At 44.5% G+C, this 22,358-nt stretch carries 23 protein-coding genes and 1 tRNA gene; 8 read left to right on the plus strand and 16 right to left on the minus strand.

Annotation, left to right across the window (positions count from 1 at the left end; translation table 11 throughout):
* Nucleotides 1–284: 284 nt before the first annotated feature.
* From LZ23_RS15790 to LZ23_RS15845, 11 genes are all read right to left on the minus strand, one after another.
* Nucleotides 285–1,934 (minus strand): hypothetical protein, encoded by a 1,650-nt coding sequence (locus LZ23_RS15790; RefSeq protein WP_045215723.1) that lies wholly within the window; start codon nucleotides 1,932–1,934, stop codon nucleotides 285–287.
* 33 nt (nucleotides 1,935–1,967) lie between these two features.
* Nucleotides 1,968–2,240, minus strand: a complete 273-nt coding sequence (locus LZ23_RS15795; RefSeq protein WP_045215725.1) for an FtsB family cell division protein — start codon at nucleotides 2,238–2,240, stop codon at nucleotides 1,968–1,970.
* Nucleotides 2,241–2,242: 2 nt separating this feature from the next.
* Nucleotides 2,243–2,512, minus strand: coding sequence for a hypothetical protein (locus tag LZ23_RS15800; protein ID WP_045215727.1), 270 nt, complete (start codon nucleotides 2,510–2,512; stop codon nucleotides 2,243–2,245).
* Nucleotides 2,502–2,978, minus strand: a complete 477-nt coding sequence (locus LZ23_RS15805; protein WP_045215729.1) for a response regulator — start codon at nucleotides 2,976–2,978, stop codon at nucleotides 2,502–2,504. The genes LZ23_RS15800 and LZ23_RS15805 overlap by 11 nt, the downstream gene beginning before the upstream one ends.
* Nucleotides 2,979–3,255: 277 nt before the next feature.
* Nucleotides 3,256–4,419: a type IV pilus twitching motility protein PilT gene (locus tag LZ23_RS15815; protein WP_045215732.1), complete on the minus strand. Its 1,164-nt coding sequence runs from the start codon at nucleotides 4,417–4,419 to the stop codon at nucleotides 3,256–3,258.
* Between the two features lie 10 nt (nucleotides 4,420–4,429).
* Complete coding sequence (locus tag LZ23_RS15820) at nucleotides 4,430–5,512, minus strand: type IV pilus twitching motility protein PilT (protein WP_045215735.1); 1,083 nt, start codon at nucleotides 5,510–5,512, stop codon at nucleotides 4,430–4,432.
* Nucleotides 5,513–5,679: 167 nt separating this feature from the next.
* The gene (gene pgsA / locus LZ23_RS15825) at nucleotides 5,680–6,219 is read right to left on the minus strand and encodes a CDP-diacylglycerol--glycerol-3-phosphate 3-phosphatidyltransferase (RefSeq protein WP_045215737.1); all 540 of its coding nucleotides are present in this window, start codon (nucleotides 6,217–6,219) and stop codon (nucleotides 5,680–5,682) included.
* Between the two features lie 12 nt (nucleotides 6,220–6,231).
* The gene (locus LZ23_RS15830) at nucleotides 6,232–6,843 is read right to left on the minus strand and encodes a lytic transglycosylase domain-containing protein (protein ID WP_232300518.1); all 612 of its coding nucleotides are present in this window, start codon (nucleotides 6,841–6,843) and stop codon (nucleotides 6,232–6,234) included.
* A gap of 8 nt (nucleotides 6,844–6,851) precedes the next feature.
* Nucleotides 6,852–7,463, minus strand: coding sequence for a molybdenum cofactor guanylyltransferase (locus tag LZ23_RS15835; RefSeq protein ID WP_045215738.1), 612 nt, complete (start codon nucleotides 7,461–7,463; stop codon nucleotides 6,852–6,854).
* 34 nt (nucleotides 7,464–7,497) lie between these two features.
* On the minus strand, nucleotides 7,498–8,382 hold the full coding sequence (locus LZ23_RS15840) for a formate dehydrogenase accessory protein FdhE (RefSeq protein WP_045215740.1): 885 nt from the start codon (nucleotides 8,380–8,382) through the stop codon (nucleotides 7,498–7,500).
* Between the two features lie 596 nt (nucleotides 8,383–8,978).
* Nucleotides 8,979–9,749, minus strand: a complete 771-nt coding sequence (locus LZ23_RS15845) for a prepilin peptidase (RefSeq protein ID WP_045215742.1) — start codon at nucleotides 9,747–9,749, stop codon at nucleotides 8,979–8,981.
* Nucleotides 9,750–10,897: 1,148 nt separating this feature from the next.
* On the opposite strand from LZ23_RS15845, the gene LZ23_RS15860 reads away from it, so the two are divergent.
* The 4 genes from LZ23_RS15860 to LZ23_RS15875 are packed head-to-tail and all read left to right on the plus strand — an operon-like array spanning nucleotide 10,898 to nucleotide 15,277.
* The gene (locus LZ23_RS15860) at nucleotides 10,898–12,163 is read left to right on the plus strand and encodes a phenylacetate--CoA ligase family protein (RefSeq protein WP_045215746.1); all 1,266 of its coding nucleotides are present in this window, start codon (nucleotides 10,898–10,900) and stop codon (nucleotides 12,161–12,163) included.
* The gene (locus tag LZ23_RS15865) at nucleotides 12,160–13,314 is read left to right on the plus strand and encodes a ChaN family lipoprotein (RefSeq protein WP_052507441.1); all 1,155 of its coding nucleotides are present in this window, start codon (nucleotides 12,160–12,162) and stop codon (nucleotides 13,312–13,314) included. The genes LZ23_RS15860 and LZ23_RS15865 overlap by 4 nt, the downstream gene beginning before the upstream one ends.
* Before the next feature lie 21 nt (nucleotides 13,315–13,335).
* Entirely contained in the window at nucleotides 13,336–14,184 is an 849-nt protein-coding gene (gene mutM, locus LZ23_RS15870) for a bifunctional DNA-formamidopyrimidine glycosylase/DNA-(apurinic or apyrimidinic site) lyase (protein WP_045215748.1), read from the plus strand.
* On the plus strand, nucleotides 14,177–15,277 hold the full coding sequence (locus tag LZ23_RS15875; RefSeq protein WP_045215750.1) for a GGDEF domain-containing protein: 1,101 nt from the start codon (nucleotides 14,177–14,179) through the stop codon (nucleotides 15,275–15,277). Before mutM ends, LZ23_RS15875 begins: the two co-directional genes overlap by 8 nt.
* A 174-nt stretch (nucleotides 15,278–15,451) precedes the next feature.
* Here LZ23_RS15875 and LZ23_RS15880 read toward each other — a convergent pair whose 3' ends face one another.
* The 3 genes from LZ23_RS15880 to LZ23_RS15890 all read right to left on the minus strand — a co-directional run bounded on the left by LZ23_RS15880 (nucleotide 15,452) and on the right by LZ23_RS15890 (nucleotide 17,943).
* Entirely contained in the window at nucleotides 15,452–15,703 is a 252-nt protein-coding gene (locus LZ23_RS15880; protein ID WP_045215751.1) for a hypothetical protein, read from the minus strand.
* Between the two features lie 221 nt (nucleotides 15,704–15,924).
* Nucleotides 15,925–16,863: a calcium/sodium antiporter gene (locus LZ23_RS15885; protein ID WP_045215753.1), complete on the minus strand. Its 939-nt coding sequence runs from the start codon at nucleotides 16,861–16,863 to the stop codon at nucleotides 15,925–15,927.
* Nucleotides 16,864–17,943, minus strand: coding sequence for a tRNA (5-methylaminomethyl-2-thiouridylate)-methyltransferase (locus LZ23_RS15890; protein WP_045215755.1), 1,080 nt, complete (start codon nucleotides 17,941–17,943; stop codon nucleotides 16,864–16,866). It lies immediately after the preceding gene.
* Nucleotides 17,944–18,480: 537 nt separating this feature from the next.
* Between LZ23_RS15890 and LZ23_RS15895 the strand changes: the two genes are divergently transcribed.
* Nucleotides 18,481–18,568, plus strand: a tRNA-Ser gene (locus LZ23_RS15895).
* 569 nt (nucleotides 18,569–19,137) lie between these two features.
* Here the strand turns inward: LZ23_RS15895 and LZ23_RS15900 are convergent.
* Nucleotides 19,138–19,545 (minus strand): putative toxin-antitoxin system toxin component, PIN family, encoded by a 408-nt coding sequence (locus LZ23_RS15900; RefSeq protein WP_045215756.1) that lies wholly within the window; start codon nucleotides 19,543–19,545, stop codon nucleotides 19,138–19,140.
* Entirely contained in the window at nucleotides 19,545–19,784 is a 240-nt protein-coding gene (locus LZ23_RS15905; protein ID WP_045215758.1) for a ribbon-helix-helix domain-containing protein, read from the minus strand. The genes LZ23_RS15900 and LZ23_RS15905 overlap by 1 nt, the downstream gene beginning before the upstream one ends.
* Nucleotides 19,785–20,205: 421 nt before the next feature.
* Between LZ23_RS15905 and LZ23_RS15910 the strand changes: the two genes are divergently transcribed.
* From LZ23_RS15910 to cuyA, 3 genes are read left to right on the plus strand one after another with little or no spacing between them, the layout of a single operon-like run.
* Nucleotides 20,206–20,865: a helix-turn-helix transcriptional regulator gene (locus LZ23_RS15910; RefSeq protein ID WP_045215760.1), complete on the plus strand. Its 660-nt coding sequence runs from the start codon at nucleotides 20,206–20,208 to the stop codon at nucleotides 20,863–20,865.
* 47 nt (nucleotides 20,866–20,912) lie between these two features.
* Nucleotides 20,913–21,302 (plus strand): Rid family detoxifying hydrolase, encoded by a 390-nt coding sequence (locus tag LZ23_RS15915; RefSeq protein WP_045215762.1) that lies wholly within the window; start codon nucleotides 20,913–20,915, stop codon nucleotides 21,300–21,302.
* A 15-nt stretch (nucleotides 21,303–21,317) separates the two neighbouring features.
* On the plus strand, nucleotides 21,318–22,334 hold the full coding sequence (gene cuyA, locus LZ23_RS15920) for a D-cysteate sulfo-lyase (protein ID WP_045215764.1): 1,017 nt from the start codon (nucleotides 21,318–21,320) through the stop codon (nucleotides 22,332–22,334).
* Nucleotides 22,335–22,358: the final 24 nt, after the last annotated feature.

Here is a 22,358-nt window from a genome sequence, read left to right on the forward strand (position 1 = left end):
ACAAGGGCTGGGGTGTCTGTCCCCTGCTTCTCTTAGAAAAGGGCTAAACTATTACAAAAAATGATTGATTCAGAAATAACTGATAACTTTTAATTTTTATCACTAATGCGACATTTTGTGTTAGTTGTTGCCATGGCCTCCGGGGAAGGGCACTTTTGCCGACCTCAAGCAGCAAAACAGCAGGACTATCCGGCGGCAAAATATCCAGTACCTTACCGGCTAAAAATAAAGTGTCCCCGGTGTGTTATATCTGGACACTCAAAAGTCTTATATCCACACGCATTTTATTTTTGTTGTTCTGGCTCCTGTGAGCTTCGAGCTTCCAGCCTGTCAGCCAGGGCCATGAGAAAGTCAACTGCTTCATCCTTTTTTTCTTTTGCAGGCTCCTGGTTATCCTGCTGGTTCAGCTCCTGTGTTTCTTCTTGAGCTTTTTCGGCCTCTTCCTTTTCAGAGATCTCTTCTGTATCTTGTTTTTCAGACACACTCAAGTTCTCGGGCAGCTCAAAATCATCGTCGGATGTCGGAATAGTTTCCTGGCCTTCATGTGAAAAAGTAGCCTGTTGCTGACCTGAAGGCTCAGCAGGCTCTTCTATGGGTTGATGGGACTGGTCGACGGTATGCTCTTGCTCTAATACTGAATCTTCATGGCCTGCTTCCTGCTCATTTTCCTGCTCGTGTTTCTGCTCGTGTTCATCTTCAGGCTTTTCCTGCGAGTCTTCCTGTTCAACCATAGCCTGACGGGTTTTGTTTATCATTTCATCAAGATGCTCTCTTTCCTGGCCGGGCAAACTGCTTTTCCAGAGTTCTTCGTAAATATCCAGAGCCTTGGCATATTCTTCCTGTCCAAAAAGAATATCAGCCATGGACCTGGTTTTAGCATCGCTTTCCAGATCAAAATCATCCAGTTCTTCCGGATCCTCATAAAGTTCTGTCTCACCAGTCGCAGTGCGCTCTAATTGTTCAGGCTGGGCATCCTGTTCCTGAAGCGATTTTTCCAAGTCATCTTCAGGTGTTTCTTCCAGGCTTTGATCGGGAGTATCCTTCTGAACCTCAGGATCGTCGGGTGTCTCGACTGTCTTTTTATCTTCAGTTTCGAAATTTTCATCAAAGTCGGCCAGGGGGTCCTGAGTCTCAGAATCCTGACTGTCATCCTCCTGGTCCATAGGCTCAAACATGGCATCCAAATCCAGTTCCTGGTCTTCCTTAGAAAGGGAAGAAGGGTCTTCTCTGGAAATAAGATCCTGGTCCAAGTCGAGCTGGCCATCTTCTGGATCGGACTTTTCCTGAGGTTCTGAAGCTTCAGAAGGGGTTTTAGTTTCGGGTAGAAATTCAGTCTCTGTGGGATCTATGTCTTCATCTGCAACAGGAGTTTCTTCAGGGTGCTGTACATGCCGATCTTCGTATGATTGTTCTTGGGAAGGTTCTTCTTGTTGACTGTCAGGGACAGGCAGCTCTGGTTCCGTCTCTAAAGAACCAGAAGGATGGTGGCTGATGGTTTCCTGGCTTTTGTCATTTGCTGCATGCGGCATGTTAAGGCTTTTAAGTCCTGACCACATGATGTCCGACCACGTGGCATCCTTTTGCCTGGCAGACATGGAAAAAAATGAAGCTGCCAGGGCCAGATCGTTTTGCCCATTTTCAGCAAGATCAGTGGCAATACTGTCCCAAAACTCCTGGTTGCTGGAAAATAAAGCAAAAATATCCTGGTGAATAGCTCTTGATTGTTGGGTATTGCCTGCTTGCTTATGGATGGAAGCTAAAAGCAGTTTGGCTTCCAAATGTTCAGGATACTTTTCAAGGCCTTTGGTAAGAGTATTAATGGCAAGTTCAGTATCTTTATTCAGGAAGTAAAGTTTTGCTAAGGGGAAAAAAAGCTTAGAGCCAGGCTCAAGCTCCAGAACCTCTTCATAAAATTTTAATTTGTCTTGGGACATTAAAAAGCTCCTGTCCTGATGCTCCTACTTGGGTCAGGGTGAGAAAAAATATAAAACTTCATTGTCTTTAACATAACGCATTTCTCTGCGGACTGCTTCCATCAGGTAGTCATCATCTTCTCGCAGAGCCATTATCTGACGACTAAGTTCCCTGTTTTCTTCAATCAGGGCATTGTTTCTCTGCTCTAATTCCAGATAAGATTCATTGATCTCAAGATAATTTAGAACACCGCTTGGAGTCCATATCAACTTATGGATCATAAACGCGTTAAGAATAAGAAGTAGGATAATGATCAGTCTGTACATTTTTATTGCAACAATCGATCTTTTTCGACTTCAAGATAGGAAATCGGTATTTCAAGTTCACTTAGAAACAGATTTGTTGCAGCCTCTATGCGGTCCACTTCTTCCTGGCAAAGGCTCATTTCTGAAACATTGGATATAACAGTTCTAAGATGTTGAAACTCAGTGATTATCTCTGAGTGCATGGCAATTTTGCTCAGCACGGGTTCCAGTTCAACGATGGTCAAAAGGCAGTGTTTCAGCCTGTGCTGGAGTAAAGTAGATTCAATGTGCATTTTTAACCTCCCGTGCCTGATTCCAGGGTTGGTAATAATCTTCATAACCTTTTAATGCTTGATTAATTAATTCTTTCATACGTTCTAAGTCACCTTTGTTTATAAAAAAGTTTGCGCCGGCGATAAATGCTTTTTGTTGATGCAGGCTTGGTGCATCCGAGCCTATAAGTATGAGATTGATATCTCTGCGGATATTGCCGGGCCAGGTTTTTATTTCATCGTATATGGGTTTGAAGTCGGGCCTGTCTTCCAGAACTATACACTGGTACTGGTTAAGCCTGAGTTTCTGGACAGCAGTACTGACACTGGCGGCCCCAGTTGTCAGGTAGCCCTGTTCCTTGAAAATGGTCTGCAGATTTTTGGCTGTATCAGCTTCTGTCAGACAAATAAAACATACATTGGATCCAGGTGGGAAAAAATCCGGTTCTACCCGTTTGGTATCAGTGTTTTCCTGTGTTTGGCTCATGGACTTCTCATTTTGGTATGGGGTTGGAAGTTACTGTATTTAAAAAAACAGAAAAATTTGAACCGCAAAGGCGCAAAGGACTCAAAGTTAAAGACAATAAAGAAGATATTTTTGAAAATCGGGCATCGGTTTTCAAAAAGGCTGCCTTATCATTTGCCGCTCCCCGGCAAATGAAAAAATTTCTTTCTTCCTTTGCGCCCTTTGCGTCTTGAGTGAGTCTTCGAACGGGCGGTTAAAAATATTTTTTTGGGTTGAGGACGAAGCCAGCATTAAATAACTATTTCTTACCGTAATCAACATCAAGTTCCAACCCTTCAATATCCGTAACTTTTTCACCCCTCAGCGATTTGACCCGGTCAATCATCTGCTTGAGCCTGGACCGATCCGAAGCATTGAGCATGGCCACGTCTTCAGCAATTATTTCATTTTCATACAGATTCATGAGGTACTGGTCAAATGTGGTCATGCCATAAGCATCACCTTCAGCTATAACATTGTAGAATGTTTTTTCATCATCCTCACCGTTAAGGATCAAATCTTTAACTCTAAGGTTGTTGCGCATGATTTCAAAGGCAGCAACTCTTCCGCCGCTCTGTCTTAGCATAAGTCGTTGCGAAACAACGTATTTAAGACTTTCAGCAAGCCTGGATCTTATGAGACGCTCTTCGTTTAGCTCAAACATGCCGATGATGCGGTTGACTGTTTGTCCGGCATCGCTGGTGTGCAGAGTGCCCAGAACAAGATGTCCTGTTTCCGCAGCCTCTAAGGCGATGGAAATGGTTTCTCTATCTCTGATTTCACCCACAAGTATTACTTTAGGCGCCTGCCGCAGAGCCGCTCTCAGTCCTGAAGCAAAAGTATTAAAGTCAATGCCCATTTCCCGCTGATTGATAACCGCTCGTTTGTGCTGATGCTGAAACTCCACAGGATCTTCAAGAGTAACAATGTGTTTATACTCCTGATTGTTAATTTCATCAATCAAAGCGGCCAGAGAAGTAGACTTACCTGTTCCTGTGCCTCCGGTGACCAGAATCATGCCGTACTTTTCAGAGGCCATTTCATTGAAGATGGGCGGCAGTTTGAGCTGCTCCATTGAGGGCACTGTCATGGAAAGTTTGCGCATTACTATGGCCAGTGATCCTTTCTGACCAAATACATTAACCCTGAATCTGGCTTGTCCTGGAAGTTCATAGGACAGATCGCATGATCCGGTATTAAGCTGGTCCTGGTAAAGACGCATGTTGCGCCCCATCATGGCCATGGCAACAGCCTCGGTTTGAAAAGGCACAAGAGGCCCAAGTCCGGGCCTGGTTGCAACAGTGATCAGTTTACCATGAACTTCGGCCTGAATTTTTTTACCCACAGTGAGTATGATATCAGACAGGTCAGGGTAGGCCTGCAAGGTTTGGCTGATGAGGTCGTCCAACTGGGATCTGAGCATTGATCAACTCCTAAACTTCAGTAAAATCCTGAGGAGGTTCTGACAGAAATTCCTTGAATTTGGATTTGTTTACGGCCTTGTTGTAGGCATCCTCAGAGTCAATTATTCTTTTTTGCAGATGTTTCATAATGGCATCATCAAGGGGCTGCATGCCGAATTTTTTGCCAGTCTCAATGACAGAATTAATTTGGAAGTTTTTACCTTCTCTAATGAGATTGCGCACAGCAGGTGTAGCAATAAGAATTTCAAGTGCAGCCACTCTGCCCGGCTTGTCAATGCGTTTAAAAAGGGTTTGTGCGATAATCGCTCTTAAGGATTCAGAAAGGCTGGACCTGATCTGTCCCTGCATTTCTCCGGGAAATACTTCAATGATTCTGTCAATGGTTTTAGACGCGGAAATGGTGTGCAGGGTGCCAAAGACCAGATGTCCTGTTTCAGCAGCTTCCAGAGCAAGCTCTATGGTTTCAAGGTCTCGCAGTTCGCCAACCAGTATGATGTCCGGGTCTTCCCTCAAGGCACCACGCAGTGCGGACTTGAAGCTTGAAGTGTCTCTGCCCACTTCTCGCTGATTGATCAGGCAATGGACAGGTTCATGCACAAATTCAATGGGATCTTCAATGGTTAGAATATGATCTTTGCGGGTTTTGTTGGCATAGTCGATAATAGCCGCCAGAGTTGTGGATTTACCACTTCCTGTGGGGCCGGTCACAAGCACCAGACCTTTTGGGAGCATGGCCATTCTCTTCATGATGGGTGGAAGTCCCAAATCTTCAATGCTTAGAATTTTTTGAGGTATTTCTCTGAAAACGGCGGCAACACCACGTCGCTGGAGAAAGAAATTGACCCTGTATCTGGCCAGATTGGGAATTTCATATGAAAAGTCAACATCTCCGCTTTCTTCAAAAAGTTTGACCTTGTTTTCCGGAGTGATTTCATAAAGCATTTTTTTGAGTTCTTCGTGCTCAAGAGATTTATATTTAATTCTTTGCAAATCTCCGTGCAGGCGTATGATGGGCTGAGAGCCAGTGGAAAGGTGCAGGTCCGATGCACCGAGCTCGTGCATCATTTTGAAAAAAGCATCTATCTGGGCCATTGGTTACTCCGTTTAGAAAGTGATCCGTAAACTGTTATCTGTTATCAGTTATCTGTTATTTGTCCCGTTATTGGGCAGTCGAAAGTTATCATGCAACATTATTAATTATGTTTTTTTAAACTTTACTTTGAGCAGCTGTGATTCAGGATGTTAATGAACATGAGCTTTCAGTTCTCAAGCTGTCTGTAAAAGCCGCGAAAGTAGTTCACACCTGATACCAGGGCCAGAACAAGAGCGATATATATAAGTATCTGGCCTATGATGGTGGGATCAAATCCCCACCATTCATAATGCAAAATAAGCGGGCACAGGGCTACAACCTGAAAAATTGTTTTAAGTTTGCCGTATTTGTCCGCAGCAATAACCACGTTTTGATCCGCGGCAATGGCTCTGAGTCCGGTTACAGTTATTTCTCTGCCAATTATGATGATGGCCACCCAGGCCTGGAGCCAGTCATTGGCTACGAGCATGATCATTACAGACGCTATTAATAACTTATCGGCCAATGGGTCAAGAAATTTACCCATGTTTGTTACCATATTATATTTTCTGGCTACAATCCCGTCAACCAGGTCGGTCAGGGAAGCCGCGATGAATATGAGCATGGCCAGTGCTGCAGTCACTTTGCTCGGAAAGTAAAGAAGTGCCACAATTACAGGAATGCAGCCGATGCGGGCAAAGGTCAGGCTGTTGGGAAGATTAAACATGAGTTACCGACCCTACTTATTTTGTGCGTAAATTTCCAGAACTTTACGCACGTAGTTTTGCGTTTCCCGAAAAGGGGGAATGCCATTATATCTTTCAACCCTGCCTGGCCCGGCGTTATAGGCGGCAAGGGCCAGGGAAACATCCCCGAATCTGTCGATAAGGTAACGGAAATACCTGGTTCCGGCTTCAATATTATCACGAGGATCAAATGGAGTTGTAAGGCCCAGATCTTTTTGAGTCTCCGGCATGATCTGCATCAAGCCCTCTGCTCCGGCATGAGATACTGCCACAGGATTGAAGTTTGATTCAACCTGAATCATGGCCTGGATCAAAACAGGATCAATGGAGTAAAGCCTGCCATACCTGTGAGTGAGTTGCACAATATCCTGACTGTGCGGGTCGCGGGTTCTGAACATCCCAAATGGACGAAACTTGTCTGAGGTAGGCAGATCTGTGAAATGAAAAGTGCCGTTTTCGTCCTGATAATAGTATATACCATTGGCCTGGCTGATGCCGGGAATAAACATAAATAAAATGAAAATCATAGTCACAAGAGTTGTCCAGAATGGAAGTACCGGGTGATCAGATTTGAATGTGAGTCTGTTTGTAATGTTATTCATCATATGCAGCGCTAATGCTCTTCAGGGATAGTTTCACCCTTTAAGAACCTGAGGTCGTGGGGATAGTTTACATTAAAGAAATATTTCTCTTCACGTGTCCCATACTCAATATGACTGCGATAGTCAAAGGGAATGGCTTTACTGAGCTTATAGCAACCATTGCGATATGAATCAATAAGCAGATCTAAGCTTTCTGGTTCGTAAATGGCTACAAGAGCTTCGATGTAACCGGTGGATTTTTGATAAAATGTTGTCATACAATGCTTTCCTGGACGCTGGCAGCGTTTTTGTATCAGGCGCTGTAAAATATCCTGACGCATGCCTGGCAGATCACAGGCCAATATCAGACATGGTGCCTTAAGATTTTGCAAAGCGGTTATGATTCCGCCCATGGGACCTATTCCAGGGATTTTGTCCAGCATCCACCCTGAGTTGTTTGCTGAGTCAGGCACTTCCCGGCCCACACAATATGTTTCAGAGCAGACCATTGCTGCCAGATCCAGCATATTATACAGCAGGGGTTTTCCCTTAACAAGCAGTTGCGTCTTGTCCTGGCCAAGCCTGGTACTCTTGCCTCCGGCGAGAACTACAGCGCGAATTTCTGTATTGACAGTCTCATTCATTAGCTGACGATTCCTGTTAGGAGCTTAGTATCAATTAAAATCCCCACACAGAAATGGTGGGTCTTGTATAACCCTGCTTGCTGGACATGATATCTAAGGGCAGTGATTCAAGATCATCTACCTGAGGCAGTGATTTGCGGTCCATTTCTCTGAAGTCAGTGGTTTTGATGTACATTTTGCAGCTTTTACAGACATCAACTCGGAATCCGGGAAATTCTTTCGCAGTGAAGTATTCAAACGATTCACTCTTGTTGTCGAGACAAAATGGACAGAGCATTCTTTTGAATCGGAATGATGTATGACAGAAAGAACAGTTCATGACCCGGTTACCCTGCTTGCCTTCCAGGTTTGAGATATAAGGCAGACTGCCGCATGCAGGGCAGCTGCCTGATGTCCATGTCTGGTCAGCAGGAAGAGCCAGCATAACTTTTTGGGCAACACGGGCTATGGCAGGAGTGATGGAGGACTGGGCAAGGTAGTTTAGTGTTCTGGGGCTGTCCGGAGTTTTTTGTCCAAATGATCTGAAAAAATGATCATCGGCTTTGAGGTAGCTGGTAAAGGCCTTTTCCCGCAGTTGCGGGTCACTTTCCATTTCGCGGATAATTATTTTTCGAGCCTGCTTGAGATGATCCGGGCATGATTTAAGATTGTCCATCAAGGTCGTGAAAAGCTGCAAGGCATTTTTCTGGTCATATAGAAATGAGTCGCGAGTGATAACAGGCTTTCCTGCCATGAGCTGATCTAATGGGGGCAGGTTGAGATCATCCGGCAGGTTCGGCTCAGCCTTGTCAAAAGCTTCAAGTTGCTGTTTAAAAGTGAATTCCACAAGATCCAGCATTTCTGAAGGAAGAATGTTTTTCTTAAGCATGACGGCTTTACGTTTTGAAAAAATTTGAAGTGCTTTTTTATTTTTGTACATACATATTCCTTTTGCTTTGCAACAAATTGATTGGTGATCAGTATCTTTTTCTTCTAAGTAACTATAATCGTTTTGATAATAAAATCAGACGGTTACAATTTTCATATTTTTACGATTTTTGTTTATGATTGATGCACATTTGCCTGAAAAATTCCGTCAAAGGTGGCAGCTTTGCGCCTGGCACAGGGACTGTCCCTCGCTGTGTAAATTTTTCCATTGAAGCAAATTTCTACCAGGAACCAATGCAGCATCAATCTGTTTTATAGTACCTCGCGGGGACTGTCCCAATTTCCAGAAAAGTGACAGACTCTTAAAGTTACTCGCAGGTTCGGTCCCGGGCCGCCCGGGTGGGGAGATTACAAGTAACTTCAAAAAAACTGGACCCCGGATCAAGTCCGGGGTGACGGTTAAAGCAAAGTGTAGCTCATTATCGTCATTCCGGCGAAAGCCGGAATCCAGGTTTTGATATTAAGAAGCGGCTGGAGCCGCAAGAACAAAACGTCCCCAGGCTGGAGCCTGGGAACGAGGGGTTAAGTCACTCACACGTTCGGTCCCGATCCCCCGGACGAGGCGATTTTATGATCTTCAGCCTGAAACTATCCAAGGTACCATTGCCAGATAGCCTCTCCCCACAAAATATAGATTACCGCACCCATGGCGAGAAAAGGGCCAAAAGGAACAGGGGTTTGCATGGAGCCGGAATCTGATTTCTTAAGAAAATAAAGGGATGCTGCCAGACCACTGGCAGCTGCAGTGAAGATCAGAATGGGCAGCCCCTGCCAACCTGTGAGTGCTCCCAACATCAGCATGAGTTTAATGTCTCCAGACCCAAGACCTTCAATCTTTTTTATTATGCGGTAGGCCCTTTGCAGCAAAAGAAAAAAACCTGATCCCAGCAAGGCCCCCAAAAGTGCATCCTGCCAGGGAATTGGCAGGAAAAATGAGGCAGCCAAGGCTAACAGAGCGCCAGGCAAAGTTATGATATCAGGAAGGATAAATATTTCTAAGTCAATGAATGATGCTACGATCAGCAGCCCCATAAAAAACATGTAAATAAAGTACTCCGGACTCAAACCAAACTGCATTGCCAGCAGCAGGGACAAGAGGCCTGAAAGCGCTTCAATAATTATATATCTTGGGCTTATAGGGGCAGAGCATGACTTGCATTTGCCAAGCAAAATTACGTAGCTGACAATGGGAATATTTTCCCACCATGATAATTTGTATTTGCAGTGAGGACAGTGTGAGCCTGGAAAAACAATGGACTCGCCGGTGAGGTATCTGTGGACGCAGACATTATAAAAACTTCCAAGGCACAAACCCAGGATTAAAGCAGAAGTGTACCAGATATAAGCAGGGATTTCCATACTACTCTCGTTGGTTATCAGGTAAAAGGGCACCCGTTCTCTAAGCTTGAGAAAGTGAAGTCTGTTGAGTCGTGCTGCTGAACTGTACTTGTTAGCCGGGGAAAGGGTATCAAGTCAATACCTGCATTCCTGGTTTCGCTGCAATATTCCAGCTTAATTCTTCCTGTGTCTTTGTGGGGGGACATGGTCGGCCACACGTAAAACAACTGAACAAACAAAGCAGAATACAGGAATTTCGCCGCTTGAGTAAATTTTTATGAGTGGTTGAAAATGTGCGATTAAGGATAGAAGACAGCTCCCCGCCAGGGGAGTAATTTTTGCTTGATTTCCATGGCAATACTGTTTAACAATAATATTTTTATTTATTTACAGGATTGCCTGATGCAATCTGATCCGTTGGCATTTCAGAATATTTTTTTCCGGTTGCATTTGCAATCAGCCCTTTACGGCTTTACAACAGATTCTCCCGGCATATTTTTCTCTAATGCGGGCTGTGCCCACAACCCAAAAAAAGATATTTTAACCGCCCGTTCGCCCCTGTTGAATGGCTGCGCCTACACTTCGTGTATTTAAATGGTTATCAGGGTAAAAAGACTCACTCAAGACGCCCAGTTAAACCCTGCTGCGCAGGAACGCTTTCAGCGTTGTTAAACCGGGCAGGCAAAGGGCGCAAAGGAAGAAAGAAGTTTTTCCATTTGCCGGGGAACCCAGTTAAACCCGTCTGCGACGGAGACTACTCCTGTTTAACAAGGCAGGCGGCAAATGAAAAGGCAGCCTTTTTGAAAACCGATGCCCGATTTTCAAAAAAATATCTTCTTTATTGTCTTTAACTTTATTTGTTATCTGTTATTTGTTAATTGTTATCAGGGTAAGGTATTGAATTCAGGCTTTTATTCTTTAACAATTAACTGATAACTAATAACTGATAACTAATAACTAATAACTAATAACTAATAACTAATAACTAATAACTGATAACTAATAACTGATAACTAATAACTGATAACTAATAACTGATAACTAATAACTGATAACTAATAACTGATAACAATTTATTGTTTTTTATGACAGGGTTCCAAGAGTAAGTTACCAATCAGCAGATACGTCACACTGTATTTTTCGCAATCCTGATAAGGAGGACCAGCATAATGACCCGAAAGGACCGTACCGAGGGTATTTTGACCCGAAAGGAAGTTCTTGATCATTCCGAAAGGAAAAAGTTTTACCAGATACAGCTTAAAGACCTTTTAACCTATGCCTATCGATATTCTGAAGATGTAAAGAAGCGCTTTGATCGAGCCCAGTTCAATGTTGACAAATTCAAAACTCTTACCGACCTCAAGCATATTCCCATTCTTAAGAAGAAAGAACTGATTTTTTTGCAGTCCATGGGACCGCGCCTTGGAGGTCTGCTTACCAAAGACCTTGGAGAGCTTAGACGCATATTCCTGTCTCCAGGTCCTATTTTTGACCCTGAAGATAAAAGTGATGACTATTGGGGCTGGACAGAAGGTTTTTATGCTTCAGGATTCAGAACAGGCGATATTGTTCAGGTTACTTTCAACTATCACCTGACCCCTGCAGGTCTCATGTTTGAAGAACCTTTGCGCAACATTGCATGTTCAGTTGTGCCCTCAGGCCCCGGCAATACCAATACCCAGCTTGAAATTATGCAAAAGCTCAGAGTGACCGGGTTTGTGGGCACACCGAGTTATCTCATGCATCTGGCACAAAAGGGTGAAGAAAAAGGCCTTAACCTGCGTAAAGATCTTTTCCTGGAAGTTGCCTTTGTTACCGGAGAAAAATTTTCAGAAAAAATGCGATCTACTCTTGAGAAAAAGTTTGATCTGATTATGCGTCAGGGGTACGGTACAGCTGATGTAGGCTGTATAGGTTATGAGTGTTTTCATAAAAATGGCTTGCATGTGGCCAACCGGGCTTACGTGGAGATATGCCATCCTGACACCGGCATTTCCCTTAAGGAAGGAGAAGTTGGGGAAATAGTGGTTACCACTTTTAACAAAACTTATCCGCTCATCAGGCTGGCCACGGGTGATTTGTCATACATCGATTATACCCCCTGCACATGCGGCAGAACATCTCCGCGTCTTGGCAATATTGTTGGGCGTGTGGATACCACTGCTCGAATCAAGGGCATGTTTGTCTATCCGCATCAGGTGGAGCAGGTCATGAGTGTTTTTGAAGAAATTAAGAGGTGGCAGATTGAGGTTACCAATCCTGGCGGCATTGATGAAATGATTCTTTATGTGGAGGCTTCAACCTTTAAGCGAGATGCTGAGCTTCTTCACTCTTTTAGAGAAAAAATCAAAATCAGACCTGTACTCAAGGTTCTGGCTCCAGGCAGTTTGCCCCCGCAGATAAGACCCATTGAAGATAAACGGACCTGGGAATGATCCTTAAATCATTACTGCTGATTTGGGCTGCATTATTTATATTGCTGTCAGGATGCTCCATTAAGCACCCGTCAACTGCTCCTCACGGGGAGCTGTTGCCGGGTGCTTTTATTTCAGAAACCGGTGCCTTGCTGGATAAAAGCCAGGTGATCAAGCATTTTATGGCTCAGGATTTTGTTTTAATAGGCGAGTCCCACAATATGCTCTGTGACCATGAAACCCAGGCAAAACTGATTGATAATCTTGCCATGTCCGGTCATAGTTTTATTGTGGGTATGGAGATGGTCAGTGTGGAACGACAAGGCATTCTTGACGACTTCAATGCCGGACTGATCAATCTTGATAAGCTGCAGGAGAATTTGGAGTGGGACCAGAGATGGGGTTTTGATTTTTTCCTGTATGAGCCGATTTTTCGAAAGTGCCAGGAGCATGGTATTGAAATAAAAGCCCTCAATGTGCCCTCCCAAGTGACCAGAAAAATCAGTCGAGAAGGCATATACAGCCTTGAAAAGACGGATTTTCTTTTCATGCCTGACACTATCATATATCCACCGCCTGGACAGATGACAATCCTAGAAAAACAGTTTGATATTCACAGGCAGTTCATGCCTTCCCAACTGGATTATGAAACTGGTCTGGACAAGTTTATCCTTGCGCAGTCAGTTTGGGATTCCATGATGGCATTTCAGGCAGTTGAAATTAAAAATAAAACTGGCATGCCTGTGGTTATTCTTGCCGGAAATGAGCATGTAATTAAAGGCAGGGGCATTGAGCATAGAATTCGAATACTTATGCCCCATGCAAGAATATCCAGAATTGTCCCAGTAAGATCAGTTCAAGATATTGCAGGAGCAGATCCTTTCAATTATTATTGTCCTGCGGTTCAGGAAAGAATGAGGCTGGGAATTGTAGCTTCTGTTGATGATGGATCAGTGGTGGTAATGGCAGTGGTTGATGGAAGCCTTGCAGAGGCTTCCGGCCTTGAACAGGGTGATGTAATTTTAGCAGCTTCGGGATTGCAGGTAGACTCCATGACTGATCTGCACGATGCTGCTGTAAAGTCTTTCAGTAGTGGCGAACCTCTTGAGCTCGAGGTACTTCGTGGCGAAGAGGTTTTGATAATTAGTATTTCCACAAATGATAACAGTTGATTACTGCAAGCAGGAGTGTATATGCCGGAACTGCCTGAAGTCGAAACCATAGCAAGAGGCCTTAAGCCTTTAATCCTTGGAAAAAAAATCATTCAGACTTCAATTTTATATTCAGGCATACTACATACGGACAGAAATGATTTTCAGACCAATCTTCCCGGCAGCATGGTTACAGATGTCAGGCGTCGGGCCAAGCTTTTGATCATCGACCTGGATCAAGCTCGTCATCTAATTTTTCACCTCAAAATGACCGGCAAAGTCTGGATTCCACCTGCGGAATCACAGCCGGACAAGCATACTCACCTTTTATTCACTTTTGAAGACGGCACCAGAATGTTTTTTCAAGATCAGCGAAAGTTCGGATACTGTGCTCTTTTCGACAGTCCTGGTCTTGAATCCTGGAAGTTTTTTGCAGGGCTTGGTCCTGAGCCCCTGCTAATATCTGAACAAGAATTTGTAGGTCTCTTCACACCTAAGAAGGCCCGGATCAAAGCTCTGCTCCTGGATCAGAAACATATTGCCGGCATAGGCAATATTTATGCAGACGAGTCACTCTTCATGGCTGGGATACACCCTGAGACTCCGGCAAATCAGGTCTCACTTAAAAGGTTGCGAAAATTATACTTCAGCCTTAAGGAAGTTTTGAGCAGCTCAATACAAGCAGGTGGCAGCTCATTTCGCAACTACCGTGATGCTCAGGGATATTCAGGGATGTTTCAGGAAAATTTTCTGGTATATGGCAAAAAAGGTCATTGTTGTCCCAAGTGTGATTCCACTCTTGAATCAAGAAAAGTAGCAGGGAGGTCTTCATGCGTCTGCCCATCATGTCAGTTACTTCACCCGGACTTGGAAGGATCAGAACATGAGTAATAATAAAGTATGTAATCCATTAAGCTACGAAGAGCTGTCCAAAACCATTAACCGTCTGGGCATCAAAGATGAATCAGAGTGGCTGAGTATAATTCTCTTTGTGCGCAATCTTGTTTCCAGAATGGATATCATTACTCTTGAGCAGAAATACAAGCTGCAGAAAATGGTATTGCAGGCCTTTGAGGAAAAAGATTTTTCTGAAGCTAACCTGGAAGCCATTATCAAAAAAATTCAGCAGTGTTTTACTGAAAATATAAAGAATGATATTAATCTTGTGGAGCAGAAGCTCAATAACGAACAGGAATTTACTGAAACCCTCATAAATCAGATTCAGGTTCTTGTAGGTGAGTTCAAAAAAAGCGTGAATCGTCAAAGCTCAGAGCTTAATAATTTCAGTGAAAAGACAATAAGTGATATAGAATTGCAGAAGGATCCAAGTCATATAATCGGTTATATCAAGGGTACCATCAGGAAGATTGTGCTTGAGGCCAGGAAAGAGGCTGTAAGCTGGGAGAATCGTGCCAGGAATTTGGAAAATATTGCCAAATACGATAACCTGCTGAAAAATCTATACAACAGAAACTATTTTGATGAATATCTCAGCAATGCCGTGGATTCGCATCATTTAAATGATATACCATTGTCCTTGCTTATGATTGATGTTGATCACTTTAAAAATATCAATGATGAGTGGGGACATCTCATTGGGGATGATGTGCTGAAAGCTCTGGCCAAGATCATCAGAAAGCACGCGGACATGCATAATGGAGTTCCCTGTAGATACGGCGGGGAAGAGCTTTGTATCATTTTTGACAATACATACGAACAAGACGCTCGGTCCAGGGCTGAAGAACTTAGAAAAGACGTGGAAATGTATAATTTTGTGCCACGAAAAAAATCCGGTCAGCTCGGAGAAGCCATTCGTTTCACCATTAGTATCGGAGTGGCCCAGCTCAGATCCGAGTACGACTCCAGCGACCTCATAAGCGCTGCAGACAAGGCTCTTTATATGGCCAAAAACAGTGGCCGAAACAGAGTTAAGGCTATTTCCAGCGCCAACCCAGAATCAGAGGTCAGCAAAAGCGATTCTTAGTAACTTACCGCGTCAATCCTGTAGCAAAAAACAAGAAATTGTTATCAGTTAATAGTTAAATGTTGAAGAACAAAGGCTGAATTCACTGCCTTCCCCTGATAACAATTAACAGATAACTGGGATGTGGGCACAGCCCGCGTTAGCCTGTGTATTGATAGTACTCTCCAAACAAGGCTACCTTTTCTTCAAAATGGCCTTGGCTACATTAATATCATATAGTTTTGCCGGATTTTCGCCTTTCTTGTCATACATACCTGCTGCCCGGTTGATGATGTCCATATCTAACCAGCCATGCCTTTCCCATATTTGGGGATGGTCCTGACTCCACAGTCTGAACTCAATCACTCCGTCGTTATCTCGAACATACATTCTTTCTCTTTTATGATTAGGGTTGGGATAGTAATAATCACCTTGAGGAACTTTCAACTTATTTCTCCGTTTTGTTTATTGTTACAGCGAACTTCGATAACAGGCATCTGTTTGGTGTTTTGCATGTGGCATGAGGAAGAAATCATGCCGCGGGGAATCCGCAGGGGATAAAAGAGGCAATCCCAGGGGCTAATGTGGTAATGTACAAGCTTCCATCCTTCAGCCTTCATCCTTACGATCATTGTTTCAGTTGAGCTGTGGCAGAGTCTGAATTAGTTTCAGGTAAAAATAGTAAAATCCAGGGTCCAGCGCCCCAGGGCAAAAAGAATGAGAAAAAGACCCTCAAGCCTGCCAACTTTAAAGCCGGTGCGCATGAACAAAGTTACAAATCCCAGCATTAGAAGTAGACTTAACATGCTGGGTATGGCTGTACCGGATATGTTTATGGGATTTAGGATGCAGGTCAAGCCTAAAACTCCAGCAAAATTGAATATATCGCTACCTATGAGGTTGCCCAAAAGCATATCATTTTTATGACGCATTGCAGCAACCAGGCAGGTGATAAGCTCAGGCAAAGATGTGCCGGCGGCAACTATAGTCACACCAATGGCCCATTGGCTGACCCCCATAAGTTCAGCGAGAGAGGTGGCTCCATTTACCATGTAGTGTCCACCGAGGGCAATCATTGCAAAACCTGCCACCAGCTTTATATAGTCTGAAGGTACTGCTTTTCTCTCTGACGGAGCGTCCAGCTCAATGGTCAGCCTGGCTCCTCTGAAAAATACCATAAAATTATATGAAACAAAGATAAAGACCAGGGCAATGCCGGTCATTCTACTCAGAGTCAGGTCCAGCATCATGACAAGAATGAACAATGTAAGCAGAATTAAAAAAAATATATCGCGCCTTATCAGGGTTTTGCTGGCTGGAATGGGTGTGATTACAGCAATAAGCCCCAGAATTATGCCCAGATTGAATATGTTTGATCCAATAACATTGGACAGAGAAATGTCTCCATATCCACGAATTGCAGCAGTGGCAGTGACCAGAAATTCAGGCAGAGATGTGCCCAGAGCCACAATGGTCAATCCAATAGTCAGTTCTGACAGGTTGAACTTTCTCGCAATGGCGGATGCGCTTTCAACTATCCATACAGCCCCCGCCCAAAGCAAAACAGCACTTATAGCCAATAATAAAAGACTGATCAGAATATCCATTCAGTTTACTCGTTCAGTGTGTTTTTCAGAGTATATCTGATGAACCAGGTCCCTGTCCCAGACAGGCTCAGACCATTGGGCTGTGTGCTCAAGCTCTCCTGGCCATACCAGCAGCTCCCGTGTTTCGCCATTATGACTGACTAAAACATCCACCTGCCTGTTAGATTGTCTGGCCTTGGGAGAAAATCTGCTCAGCACTTCACAGGCGCTTGCTACAATTTGTTCAGGCCAGGGCTGATTGTTTAAAATTCTGCCCAAACCAAGAGGACCGGGAAACATCTTTAGTTTAATAATATAGTCGTTTTCTGTGCTCAGCTCCTCAAGAAATGCATTGTCGTCCTTGTTTCGGCCAATGGTCAGCCAATAACTGGAACTCCACATTTGTCTGCCGGTATTGGCCAGCATAAAGTCTTCAGGTTTCAGATTAGAAACATGCTGCAGCAAAGGCAGATATCTTTTGGAGGATTCTTTTTCCGTGAGCAGGCATCCCCCTGCAGGTGTTGGAACAGGATGGATATTGAATTTTTTGACTAAGCGCATCTGGTCTTTTCTGCCTCTTCCGGAAATGCTTTCAAGCTTACTCCTGTCTACGATTCCTGCTTCCTCTACAGTAGTGGGCTTTAAATGATGAGCTGAAAGAGGGCGAACAAGGATACCCTTAACATCAGCCTCGCGTAAAATGATATTCAAGGCATCTCGTCTCTGGGACATTGGCCTTTGTCCAACAACTTCTCCAGATACAATAAATTTAGTCTGGTACCTGTGCATCAGTTCTCTGGCCTTTTTAAGCATAATAATTTTACAGTCAACGCATGGATTTAGAATTTTTCCAGTTCCATACTGAGGGCCACTCTGCACCATACTGATAAACTCTTTTGATATATCAACTTTTTCTACAGGAATATGATACTGTTTTTCCCACTTAGCTATTCTTTCAGGATGACCAAAAAAAGGAGAGCAAAAGTGCAGGCCAAGGACTTTGAGCCCTTGTTCCTGAATGAGGTGAATCGCTAATATTGAGTCCAGCCCTCCGGAGAAAAGAGCAACGCCATCAAAGTTCTGGTTGAGATATTTTGTCATGATGATTTAAAATAGCTTATCCTTGTATTTCAAATGGTTGGTGTCACACAATTCTATCATAACTGGCGCACAGCAAGGTGTACACCCCTCCTTAGTTAAGGAGGGGTTGGGGGTTATTCGATCTAATTGATCTCTTCCTTATTATCCAGTTACTCGCAGGTTCGGACCCGGGCCGCCAGGGTGAGGATCTTACAAGTAACTGGAAGCGTTTTATTAATAAATTCAGATTATTACGATTTTGCCATACAGATTGCTTCGGTCGCTTAGGCTCCTTCGTGTGTGACAGGTTTTCAGCAACTACATTCCTGACACCTCAGGTGTCATTGCGAGCGAGTCTTCGAGCGCGGCAATCTCTAACGTGTTAAGGCTGATTTTTTAGTTACTCGCAAGCTCGGTCCCGGGCCGCCCTGTTATGACGCTTTCCGTTTAAAAAAATGTTCAAATCATTTCTTGACAAATATAGAGAGGTTGGGATAAAAAGTAAAGTTTCCACGCTGAGTTGATTTTTCTAAGTCAAGTTGGCGTTTTCATGTATACGGAGGGATGGCCGAGTGGTTGAAGGCGGCGGTCTTGAAAACCGTTGACCCGAAAGGGTCCGGGAGTTCGAATCTCTCTCCCTCCGCCAGACATATAGTGTTTATGGGCATTAACAGAAGGTTAAAATTTTTATTGTACCATAAGGTGCACCAATAAAAAAATGATATAAAAAATAAAAATATGCCTCCCAAGGGTACTGAAAAAACCGCAATAAGTTCTCCAGCTTCACTTAACCCCCCCCCGTGACCAGATACCTCAGGAAAGTTCTCTAGAGTGTAGCCTCGACCCTCCTATGGCTTTAAAATTAAAGATTAATGCAGATATAACTCCTGTCATATCAACCTATGGCTATTAGTTCGTGAGGTCCTGCAGCGTAAGTATATCTGTGGGCAAAACAAAAATTATCAAAGTCCCCCCAACAGTAGTCCCTCCTCTGACTTCATTTTCAAGCACTGCAAACAAAATTATGTTGACCGGCTTCCATGTGTGCCATGGTGAATATTTTCGAAGAAAGTTTGTGGACAAAGGGCAGGAATTAGGGGCAGGAAGGATTAGTAGGGGGCAGATGTAGTCTTCATTTTAAGCAGAACCAGACTTTTATGCACGTAGGGTTCACATAGGAAGTTAAAAAAAGGCAATGACTTCAAACAGGAATTTTCAGAATTCCCGGCAGAAGATATCAGGAGTAATAATACGGGTTTGCCCATGGCTGCCTATCTGCAAAAGGCTGGAGCGCTTGTCCCCTGTGATGAGGAAGTCCGCTCTACCAGCCTGGGATAGTCCCAGCAGAAAAGCATCATCCGGATCATTGGCTTGCATGCCCATAGGCAGTTTTTCAACAAGGTTGCCACGGCTAAGGTGGTTAATCAGGGTTCCCACCCGGTGGCCCTGTAGGATTCGTTGCAATTTGGGGTAACGACTGGCCTGCCGGATTTCCTCTATCTGTTGGCGGCAGGTGATAAGCTCGAAGCGGCCATCCTGCCAAGCCTGGAAGATTTTGTGAGGAGGAGCGTACGGGGAGATCAGGGCGGAAAGCAGTACATTGCTGTCCAGTACCACACGCATCAGGTTTTTCTGCTCCAGTCCAGGGCCTCAGCCACTGCAGATTCAATTTCCTCAGGCGTGGCCTCCAAGTTCTGCTCTTTGACCGCCTGGGCTGTTTCATTGAAAACGCGCTCACGCACAGCGCCTTCAATAAAGCGGGACAGGTCTCCCTTACGGCCCTGTCCGCAGCTGGCCAGGAAAACTCGCAAGGCCTTGTCGGTTTCTGCTGATACGGCGACGTTCCAACGCACGGAATTCATGGCGGACCTCCATTGGTGTTTATGTGTTTGTACGCCGATTGATTTAGAAGGTCAAATTTGATTTTTTAGACAAGAGACAAAAGAATTTTTATTATGCGGAGACATGATCTAATAATTATTCTAAAGACTGACTGCAAAAGGCTTGATCATTCAGACAGGGTTAAAATTTTATCGAAGCATGTTGCTATGCTTGTCTTCACACCTTTCTTTTCCTCATAAATTACACTTTGCCTCAAGTCCTGATTAAGTCCGGGCATGAGGCATTCTTTTTTCTCTAAGCAAAAAACAAGTCATTTTCAAAAGCATACTTCATTATAGTTTTTGTTCAATATTTTGTTGAAGTTGTCAAAAAAAGTTGTTGACAACTTCAAATTTTTGTTGAAATAGTAAGACAAGTAACGATCAAAGAAGGTAGGCAATCATGAGCGAAATAAAAAAATGCATTTTTGAGAATTACATAAGAATGGCTGAGGGCATAGCTGAGCTTTTTGGCCGAAATTGTGAAGTTGTGATTCACGATTTCGAGAAGCTGCCAAACTCGCTGGTGCATATAGAGGGTGACGTTACTCACCGCAAAATTGGTGCCCCTATCACAGACATGGTGCTTAGAGCAATGCGACGTGAAGGGCCCAACGTCAAGGACCATAAAAATTATCCCACACTGACCAGCGATGGCCATAAGATGAAGTCCTTCACCAGCTACATACGTGATCCCGAGGGCGAAATCATGGGTGTTTTCTGCATTAATTTCGATATTTCTGACTTTATCAATTCAATCGGTCTGATAGAAGATTTATGCAGAGTAGCGGATGCAAGTGATGATCGCTCTGAAACTTTTGCCTCGTCGCTCAACGAGACTGTTGATGCACTCATGGAGCGTGCAGTAAAATCAATGGGGAAGTTGCCTTCCGCCATGACCAAAGAAGAACGGGTACAGTTCGTGGAATCCTTAGAGGACCATGGTGTGTTTCTTATAAAAGGCAGCGTTGAGCTTGTGGCCCAAGCCATGGGCGTATCCAGATACACTGTCTACAATTATCTCAAAGAAGTTCATGCCAAGACAGGAAAAGTCATTTCATAGGGACTGCAAACCTTTCGCAATAGAAATTACAAAAAGGAGAACACCGTATGAGTAAAAACAAAATTATTGTCAGCACAGACAAGGCGCCGGCAACTATCGGTCCATACTCTCAGGCAGTCAAGGCTGGTTCCCTGGTCTTTGTGTCCGGACAATTACCTATAGAATCTGCAACAGGAGAGCTCCTGGAAGATACAATTGATAAACGCATGGATTTAGTTTGCAGCAATGCCCTGGCCGTACTCGAAGCCGCCGGTTGCGATGCATCTCATGTGGTTAAGACAACAATTTTTTTGACGGATATTGCTGACTTTCAGACCGTCAATAATGTGTACGCAAAGTATTTTGGCCAGGAACCTCCAGCGCGTTCTGCTGTGCAGGTTGCTGCTCTGCCCAAAGGCGCAAATGTGGAAATGGAACTAATAGCTAACATCAGCTGAACAACTGGAGGCACTATGCATCTTTCAAGATTCCCTCGTCGAGGGTATGTTAATATTCCCACTCCCATCGAGTTCGCATCTAACCTCACGGAACTCCTTGGCGGTCCTCAAATCTACATTAAACGTGATGATCTTCTGCCCGGTGCAGGTGGAGGTAACAAAACCCGTAAGCTGGACTTCTGCATTGCAGACGCTTTGCAACAAGGAGCTGACACCCTGATAACCTGCGGAGCGGTTCAGTCGAATCACTGTCGGCTGACTTTAGGCTGGGCGGCCAAGGAAGGTCTGCGCTGCAGGCTGGTATTAGAGGAACGTGTGCCTGGAAGCTACAAGCCTGAAGCCAGCGGAAACAACTTTCTCTTCCATCTCATGGGGGTGGACAAGGTCACGGTAGTTCCGGGCGGTTCTAACATGGGCGAAGCCATGGAAGAAGCAGCAGAAAATGCCCGCAAGCAAGGGTTAAAACCCTACATAATTCCGGGTGGCGCATCCAATCCGTTAGGCGCTCTGGGATATGTGTCATGCGCCATGGAAATGCTGGGGCAGCTTTTCGAGATGAAGCTGGATCTCGACCATGTGGTGGTGCCTTCTGGGAGCGCAGGAACTCACGCCGGCATGCTCACTGGCTTGTGGGGCGCTAATACCGGCCTGCCTGTCAGCGGCGTCAATGTAAGCAGGACTAAGGCTGAACAGGAAGCATTAGTTCACGGACTTACTGAGAAACTTGCAGACACTCTTGGCTTGCGCAGCGCCACTCCAGCGGAAGAAGTGGTTTGCTACGACCAGTATGTCGGCCCGGGCTACTCCCTGCCCACGGATTCCATGGTAGAGGCCGTTTCCATTCTCGCCAAGACCGAAGCCATCCTGCTGGACCCTGTGTACTCGGGAAAAGCAATGGCTGGCATGATCGACCTGATACGCAAGGGCGTTTTCAGCAAAGGCCAGAAGATCTTGTTTCTTCATACAGGTGGTTCACCGGCGCTCTATGCCTACTTAGACACATTCCGTCACCAAGGGCCTGCCAAGGCTTGAGGATACTGTAACAAAGTTACCAAG

Source organism: Desulfonatronovibrio magnus, from assembly GCF_000934755.1.
In the GTDB taxonomy this organism is placed as follows: domain Bacteria; phylum Desulfobacterota; class Desulfovibrionia; order Desulfovibrionales; family Desulfonatronovibrionaceae; genus Desulfonatronovibrio; species Desulfonatronovibrio magnus.

Excerpts from the sequence above, each read along its gene's own strand:
- LZ23_RS15800 (WP_045215727.1), bottom strand. The coding sequence starts at position 2,512 with ATGCACATTGAATCTACTTTACTCCAGCACAGGCTGAAACACTGCCTT.
- LZ23_RS15815 (WP_045215732.1), bottom strand. The coding sequence starts at position 4,419 with ATGCTCAGATCCCAGTTGGACGACCTCATCAGCCAAACCTTGCAGGCC.
- mutM (WP_045215748.1), top strand. The coding sequence starts at position 13,336 with ATGCCGGAACTGCCTGAAGTCGAAACCATAGCAAGAGGCCTTAAGCCT.
- LZ23_RS15835 (WP_045215738.1), bottom strand. The coding sequence starts at position 7,463 with ATGAATGAGACTGTCAATACAGAAATTCGCGCTGTAGTTCTCGCCGGA.
- LZ23_RS15915 (WP_045215762.1), top strand. The coding sequence starts at position 20,913 with ATGAGTAAAAACAAAATTATTGTCAGCACAGACAAGGCGCCGGCAACT.
- LZ23_RS15905 (WP_045215758.1), bottom strand. The coding sequence starts at position 19,784 with ATGAATTCCGTGCGTTGGAACGTCGCCGTATCAGCAGAAACCGACAAG.
- LZ23_RS15890 (WP_045215755.1), bottom strand. The coding sequence starts at position 17,943 with ATGACAAAATATCTCAACCAGAACTTTGATGGCGTTGCTCTTTTCTCC.
- LZ23_RS15860 (WP_045215746.1), top strand. The coding sequence starts at position 10,898 with ATGACCCGAAAGGACCGTACCGAGGGTATTTTGACCCGAAAGGAAGTT.
- LZ23_RS15900 (WP_045215756.1), bottom strand. The coding sequence starts at position 19,545 with ATGCGTGTGGTACTGGACAGCAATGTACTGCTTTCCGCCCTGATCTCC.
- LZ23_RS15820 (WP_045215735.1), bottom strand. The coding sequence starts at position 5,512 with ATGGCCCAGATAGATGCTTTTTTCAAAATGATGCACGAGCTCGGTGCA.
- LZ23_RS15805 (WP_045215729.1), bottom strand. The coding sequence starts at position 2,978 with ATGAGCCAAACACAGGAAAACACTGATACCAAACGGGTAGAACCGGAT.
- LZ23_RS15865 (WP_052507441.1), top strand. The coding sequence starts at position 12,160 with ATGATCCTTAAATCATTACTGCTGATTTGGGCTGCATTATTTATATTG.
- LZ23_RS15845 (WP_045215742.1), bottom strand. The coding sequence starts at position 9,749 with ATGGAAATCCCTGCTTATATCTGGTACACTTCTGCTTTAATCCTGGGT.
- LZ23_RS15830 (WP_232300518.1), bottom strand. The coding sequence starts at position 6,843 with ATGATGAATAACATTACAAACAGACTCACATTCAAATCTGATCACCCG.
- LZ23_RS15885 (WP_045215753.1), bottom strand. The coding sequence starts at position 16,863 with ATGGATATTCTGATCAGTCTTTTATTATTGGCTATAAGTGCTGTTTTG.
- LZ23_RS15910 (WP_045215760.1), top strand. The coding sequence starts at position 20,206 with ATGAGCGAAATAAAAAAATGCATTTTTGAGAATTACATAAGAATGGCT.
- pgsA (WP_045215737.1), bottom strand. The coding sequence starts at position 6,219 with ATGTTTAATCTTCCCAACAGCCTGACCTTTGCCCGCATCGGCTGCATT.
- cuyA (WP_045215764.1), top strand. The coding sequence starts at position 21,318 with ATGCATCTTTCAAGATTCCCTCGTCGAGGGTATGTTAATATTCCCACT.
- LZ23_RS15840 (WP_045215740.1), bottom strand. The coding sequence starts at position 8,382 with ATGTACAAAAATAAAAAAGCACTTCAAATTTTTTCAAAACGTAAAGCC.
- LZ23_RS15795 (WP_045215725.1), bottom strand. The coding sequence starts at position 2,240 with ATGTACAGACTGATCATTATCCTACTTCTTATTCTTAACGCGTTTATG.
- LZ23_RS15790 (WP_045215723.1), bottom strand. The coding sequence starts at position 1,934 with ATGTCCCAAGACAAATTAAAATTTTATGAAGAGGTTCTGGAGCTTGAG.
- LZ23_RS15875 (WP_045215750.1), top strand. The coding sequence starts at position 14,177 with ATGAGTAATAATAAAGTATGTAATCCATTAAGCTACGAAGAGCTGTCC.